Annotated in this window: 6 protein-coding genes and 1 other annotated feature; of the genes, 5 read left to right on the top strand and 1 reads right to left on the bottom strand. The window is 64.5% G+C overall.

Going from position 1 to position 6438, the window contains the following annotated elements; all coding sequences use genetic code 11:
- The 5 genes from RT567_RS02435 to RT567_RS02415 all read left to right on the top strand — a co-directional run.
- Positions 1-653: 3-oxoacyl-ACP reductase (locus RT567_RS02435; protein ID WP_313574077.1), on the top strand; the 653-nt coding region annotated here is incomplete at its 5' end.
- A 38-nt stretch (positions 654-691) separates the two neighbouring features.
- On the top strand, positions 692-1441 hold the full coding sequence (locus RT567_RS02430; RefSeq protein ID WP_313574075.1) for an SDR family NAD(P)-dependent oxidoreductase: 750 nt from the start codon (positions 692-694) through the stop codon (positions 1439-1441).
- A gap of 763 nt (positions 1442-2204) precedes the next feature.
- Positions 2205-2753: an RNA polymerase sigma factor gene (locus RT567_RS02425; RefSeq protein ID WP_234288791.1), complete on the top strand. Its 549-nt coding sequence runs from the start codon at positions 2205-2207 to the stop codon at positions 2751-2753.
- Positions 2746-3126: a DUF6768 family protein gene (locus RT567_RS02420; protein ID WP_200168129.1), complete on the top strand. Its 381-nt coding sequence runs from the start codon at positions 2746-2748 to the stop codon at positions 3124-3126. Before RT567_RS02425 ends, RT567_RS02420 begins: the two co-directional genes overlap by 8 nt.
- A 679-nt stretch (positions 3127-3805) precedes the next feature.
- Positions 3806-4432 carry a hypothetical protein gene (locus tag RT567_RS02415; RefSeq protein ID WP_313574072.1) on the top strand — a complete coding sequence of 209 codons (627 nt, stop codon included), beginning with the start codon at positions 3806-3808 and terminating at the stop codon, positions 4430-4432.
- Between the two features lie 46 nt (positions 4433-4478).
- On the opposite strand, the gene RT567_RS02410 is transcribed toward RT567_RS02415, so the two are convergent.
- Positions 4479-5621 (bottom strand): endo-1,4-beta-xylanase, encoded by a 1143-nt coding sequence (locus RT567_RS02410; protein ID WP_178824337.1) that lies wholly within the window; start codon positions 5619-5621, stop codon positions 4479-4481.
- Between the two features lie 310 nt (positions 5622-5931).
- Positions 5932-5981, top strand: a sequence feature (sul1 is cis-regulatory element that is thought to sense ions involved in sulfur or methionine metabolism; They are found in Alphaproteobacteria).
- Positions 5982-6438 lie beyond the last annotated feature (457 nt).

Here is a 6438-nt window from a genome sequence, read left to right as displayed (position 1 = left end):
GGCGCAGCAGCGGCGGACAGGCCGAGGCGCTGGCGGCGGAGCTGGGCGAGCGCGCGCTGGCGGTTCAGGCCGATGTGACGGACCGCGCAGGCGTCGACGCCATGGTCGCCAAGGTCGAGGCGCATTTCGGCGGGGCGGTCAGCACCGTGGTCAACAATGCGCTGGACTACAGCTTCAACGGCGACGCCCGCGCCCAGATGGCTGACATCCCGTGGGCGGACATGGAGCGCCAGTTCGCCACCGTGATCCGCGGCGCCCTGAACGTCATTCAGGCGATGGCGCCGGGCATGGGCGCGCAAGGATTTGGCCGGGTCATCAACATCGGCACCAATCTGTTCCAGAACCCGGTGGTGCCCTATCACGACTACACTGCCGCCAAGGCCGCCCTGCTCAGCCTGACGCGGACGGCGGCGGGCGATCTGGGGCCGTCGGGGATCACCGTCAACATGATCTCGGGCGGCCTGCTGCGGACGACCGACGCCAGCGCCGCGACGCCGGAAGCGGTGTTCGATCTGATCGCCAGCATGACGCCGTTGCGGTCGGTGACGACGCCGGAAGAGTTCGCCGATGCGGCCCTCTTCTTCGCCTCGCCGTGGAGCCGGGCGGTGACGGGACAGAATCTGGTGGTCGACGGCGGGCTGGTGCGGGATTAAGTCGGCCGGGTACTAAAGCCTCAGCCAGGACGGACATCATGAGCGGCGTCATTCTGATCACCGGAGCCACCTCGGGCATCGGCCGGGCGGCGGCGCGCCGTTTCGCGGGCGCGGGCTGGAAGGTGATCGCCACCGGCCGCCGTCAGGAACGTCTGGACGCACTGGTCGCCGAACTGGGCGCGGATCGAGTTCATGCCGCCGCCTTCGACATGCGCGACGAGGCCGCCATCGACGCGGCGCTCGACGCCTTGCCCGAAGGTTTCCGCGACATCGATGTGCTGATCAACAACGCCGGACTGGCGCTGGGCACGGCGACGGCGCAGGAGGCTGATCTGGCCCAGTGGCGGCAGATGATCGACACCAACATCACCGGCCTGGTGACGCTGACCCATCGCCTGCTGCCGCGCGTGATCGCACGCAAGGGGGCGATCCTGAACATCAGTTCGGTGGCCGCGACCTATCCTTACAAGGGCGGCAACGCCTATGGCGGAACCAAGGCCTTCGTGCGCCAGTTCTCGCTGGGGCTGCGGTCGGACCTGCACGGGACGGGGGTGCGCGTCACCTCCATCGAGCCGGGCATGGCCGAGACGGAGTTCACCCTGGTCCGCACCGGCGGCGACCAGGCGGCGTCCGACACCCTCTATGGCGGAGCGGCGCCGATGACCGGCGAGGACATCGCCGAGACCCTGTTCTGGGTTGCGACCCTGCCGGCGCACCTGAACATCAATGCGCTGGAGCTGATGCCGGTCAGCCAGTCCTTCGCGGGCTTCCAGGTGGCGCGCGGCTGAGGCTGGCCGGGGCCGGTCGCCAATCCGCCCCCTTTTCTCTATAGGGGCGGGCCATGAGCCAGCATCCGCCGCACCGGTTTTCCGTCGCCCCAATGATGGATGGTGATGATTGTGGTGCATAATCAGTAAGTTGTTGGTCGGCGTGTGCAAAATTTGCACACGTAGTTCTGCTTTTCTTTCTTTTTCGTTCTCGCTATCGGCCGCGTTCTGGTTCGCCAACGGCATCGGTTTTTCTCACTGACCGCGCCTCGTACGCTGTCACTAGCGAAGGGCGAGAAAGCAACCTAGCGACGCGAGCCTGGGGCGCTGCGCATCTAACGATCAGATTGTTTGATGCTCACCCTGCCAAGCGGGTGTCGTTGCTGGCGGCGAGATTGAGCGTTTGGCGATACGTGTTCGAGTCATTCCGGGCGCATCGCTGCTGATCCTACTCCATGGTGCGCAAGCGTCCGATTGTGCCGCCGGCTGCGCGCCTTGGAGCAGACCTTCTGAAAGTCTAAGAGGAGTACGTAGCGGACCCGGTCCTTGCTCGCGATGAGCATCGCCCCATGCCGGTTCGCGGTCTTCCAGCAGAAGTAGAGTCCCGCGGCAGCGATAAGCAGCGCTGCGAGTCCTACACCGACTCCCTTCATGCATTGAGAAGGTTGCTTTCGGCAGGCGCGGCAGAGCCCGCAGAATCGGCAGAGCCGAATTCGACAAAGCGAATTGAACCGGCGGCTGACAACGCGTCACCTATAGGCCGATGATACAGTCCGCGCCCCTCTTGAAAAAGATCGATGCAAGGGCGCTCGATGGCTACTTGGTCGTTTCCGCGCAGGCGGGAGATCGGGTGGCCTATGAGCGTCTTGCTCGGCGATGGGACCGTCGCCTTGTCGCGCATGCGTGGCGGTTGACGGGGGACATGGACCTGGCACGCGATGTCGCTCAATCCGCCTGGATCGAGATCGCGAAGGGACTCGCTGGATTGAGGGATGAGGTCGCCTTTCCCGCCTGGGCCTATCGAATCGTGACCCGCCGATGCGCCCGGGCGATCGGGCGACGGCAGCAGGATCGCGTCTTGGCCCAGGCTCTCGCTAGTGAGGCTCTGGCAGACCCAGTCGAGCCAAGAGCATTTGACGCGCCGCCGCTGACTGCCGCAATCCGCGCACTACCGGCCTCTCAACGTGCGGCGGTCGGTCTCTTCTATTTCGAGGAATTGAGCGTTGCCGAGACGGCTGCTGCGCTCGACGTTCCGGTGGGCACGGTCAAGACCCGCCTGATGCATGCCCGACGCGCGCTGCGCGCGGTGCTGGAAGGAGAAGGCCATGCGTAGCCTTGACCAGGATATAGACGCCGCCCTGCGCGCCGAAGAACGTGATCTGCTGCGACAGATCGAGCAGGAACCGGGCCATATCGACCAGTTGGTCGCTGTAATAGGCGGGCGGTCGGGCTGGGTCAGCATTGTCCTGTTGATCGCCCAATCTCTGCTCTTCGTCGCTGGTGTCTGGGCAGCCTGGAACTTCTTTCACGCGACGGACAGCTTGTCGGCCCTAAGGTTCGGCCTGCCCGCCAGCGTCCTCCTCATCATGGCGCTCATGATCAAGCTGGCGATGTGGCCGACGCTGCACGCCTATCGGATGCTCCAGGCCCTGAAGCGCATCGAGTTGATGCTCGTTCGCACGCGAGACGGCGCCAGTGATGAGTGACGCGGCAAAGCCGGGCGAGGAAGCCCGGAGTGCACGTCGAGCAGTATTGGAGGGCTCTTTGGCTGGCCTGGCGGCTAACCGGCACCCACCGGACGGCCAGCGTGGTCAGTGACCGTGTATGGGCGGTCGTGATCGGCCGATCTGATCCCTAAATTTGCGGTTTTCGAGCGGGCTGCTGACCTGTGTCGTGAGGCCTACACAGAAGGCTCACGACGCAGGTCAGCAGGCCGAAGAGCAGCGTCGCGGCGACGGCGCTGGAATCCGATTACGCTGGGCACGCGACGGCGCGCCAGCGGCTGGCCCGCCAATGCGCCCCGCGATGTCGGGGCTTCGCTTGGAAAGCAGCGTCCTTGTCAGCTATCGAGAGGCTTCCTTGTCTTGCTTGTTGATCTAGCCATGACCGTAAAACCCGCTGCATCCATGCTCTTCGTCGTGTCCGCTCTCTTGTCGGCTTGCACTGGCGTGGCCCCTGTCCCGCAGGGCGGCGCAGCGCTCAAGGTCGCAACCTGGAACCTTGAGCATCTGGCCGAGCTGAACGCCCAGGGATGTAGACCTCGTAAGGAGGCGGATTACGCCCTCCTGCGCCGTCACGCCGATGCCCTGGGAGCGGATGTCATCGCTCTCCAGGAGATTGAGAACCAAACGGCGGCTGAGCGGGTCTTCGAGCCGGAGAAATACGATGTCGTCATGTCGACCCGTCCGGCAGGCGAACGGGGGGCCGGAATGCCGGGGGCTTCCAGGACGTCACATCCAGAACCAGGCCGTCGGCTTCGCCATCCGCAAAGGCGTGGCCTGGTCGCGCAACGACGACCTTTCGGCTCTGGCGCTCGGCAACCCCAACCTACGTTGGGGCGTCGACATCACCGTCGCCAACGGGCGGCCCTTGCGACTGCTGGCAGTCCACCTGAAGTCCGGATGCAATTCAGGCCGCGCCTCGACGGATCCTGATTGCCCCGTGCTGTTCGACCAACTCCCGGTCCTGGAGGCCTGGGTCGATGATCGAGCTCAGGCCGGCGAGGCCTTTGTCGTTCTGGGCGACTGGAACCGGCGCATGGCGAGCCGGGGCGATGCCTTCTTCGACGGGCTCAATGACGGAGAGCCGGCGGCGGCGTCATTGAGCCTCGCCGGCGGCGATCGTTCGGCGGCCTGCAAAGCGCGCTACCGTGAGTTCATCGACTTCATCGTCGTGGGGGTGGAAGCCGCTAAGCGTCTAGAGCCTGGGTCGTTTGAAGAATATGTCTATGACGCTCCGGAGGCCGACCACCCTTCGGATCACTGCCCCATTTCGGTGCGTCTGCGGAGGTGAGGACTGAGGCGGTTGACCGCGCCCAGGTCGAATTCAGCCGCAGGATTCAACCTGTTCGGATTGCGCGCGCCCGCCGCCGAAATGCGGCCGCGATAGCCTCACGCATGGGTTTCGGTCTCAAATCGCTGTCAAAAGGCAGGCCGCGATTGAGGCCGGGGCCGGATCCGTCTCGCCAGGCCTGAGGAAAACGGGCCATGTCCTCGTCCGTGAGATCGAGCCAGGAGTGTCGATCGGTGATGCCCCAGGTGATCACCCCCTTGACGGCAGGGTGATCAAGGGCGGCGTCGAGATACTGGCCGACGTGTGCGGCGACCCGCTGATCGCGAACGGCGGGCGTCTCCACCAGGTCCCGCTCTCGCACATCGAGCTCCGTGATGACGATCTCAAGACCCATGCCTGCGACTTCCGCCAGGAAATCAGCCAGGGCGCGTTGGGAAAAAGGGCTCTTCTGCAGGTCGAGATGGCCCTGGACGCCAAGGCCGTGAAGCGGCGCGCCGGCGCTCAGCAACTTTTCCAGTAAGCGGAGCATGTGCCGTCGCCGATCCCGTTCGGCTGGGATGTCATAGTCCAGGCCGTATTCGTTGATGAGGAGCCTGGCGTTCGGCGCGGCGGCGGCGGCCTCTTCCAGCGCCTTCTGGATATAGTCCGGCCCGAACGCCTTCAGAAAGACGCTCCCTCTAAGGCCGTCGTCTCTGAAACCGGGATCCAGAGGTTCATTGACCACCTCCCAGTATTTGATATCGCGCCCGTAGCGCTCAATCGTCGACCGGATGTGGCTGGCGACAATCCTCCAGTCCGGTTTCTCGCCCAAGGCGTCCTGCACCCATCGAGGGACGCTCAGGTGCCAGAGCAGGGTATGGCCGTGGAGCGACTTGCCCATCCCGCGGACGAGACCCGCGTAATCCTCCATCCGCTGATGATCGATTTCTGTGACCAGGTGATCCCAGTTCAGCTCCATCTCCGGAACGATCAGAGCGCATTCTCTTTCATAGAGGGGCCTTACCGGGGATCCAGGCTGAATTTCCGAACGAAAGGCCGCAGCGCCGAAGAAAAGACCCGCCGCTCCGGCGAGCTCCTGCAAGGGGGGGCGTCTGGACGGGAAATCCTTGCGGGACTGACCGCAGGCTGATGTCCCCGGGAATAGCAGGGCTGCGCCCGCGAGGCTGACGGCGTGGCGACGATTGATCATGGCGCGACGCCGTGATGCGGGTGCGTCTGGGCCGTTGATCGCCATATCAGTACCTCTTCAGCAGGACTGTGAAGCTGCAAGCCGGGAGCTAATCTTCCGGCCATCATCCGAGAAGGCTAGCGTGGGCGTGTCATAACCGGAGTCTATTGGACGCACGATCGTCGAACGTCGGGTTTCCAATCTTGAAGGCTGACGGGGCGAAATCGGTTCCAGTAACGTGTACGCTCGGACCGGACGCGCTCCATCGGCGCAACCCCTATCGCCGTCGCCCTTGAATGTCGGGGCTGTCCGGGGCACAATCCAGTTTCCCGTAGGACTCTGTTAGAGTGGCTACCCTGGGCGCCCATCCCCCAGGATTTCGATTCAGCTGTGCTGATCGACTGGCAAGGCGCGTTGACGGGACGTGCGGCCAGTTGCACAAATCTGGTCTTGTGATGGAAATCCATCGATTGCGCCTTCGCGCGTTCGGTTGGGCGTGCGCCCTTCCTGAACGCTTAGCGCCTGCTTCGAATCCAGCCGCGGCGTGGGCGCGTGGTCTTGCGCCGACCCGGTCTGATCGCCTGCAGTCGCGATGTCCGGGGGCATGGGGTGAGCCTGACCTTCAGGCTTTGACCCGTGATCACCCTGGCCGAGAGGCTGGTCCTTCTCGATATGGGAGCCGGCGCCCGGTTCTCCACCGCGTTGCGCTTTCCGCCACCGGTGGGTTGTTCCTGGTGGGGCGTCGCGCGGGCCAGAACGCTCAATGAGCGGCGGACGAATGCCGTCCTTGCGGCGCGCCCCGGCGCGGGCCGAGATGTTTCAATCCCTGTCTGCACGG

Source organism: Brevundimonas sp. (genome assembly GCF_032107865.1).
GTDB lineage: Bacteria > Pseudomonadota > Alphaproteobacteria > Caulobacterales > Caulobacteraceae > Brevundimonas.
This window is presented reverse-complemented; position numbering and strand designations above follow the sequence as displayed.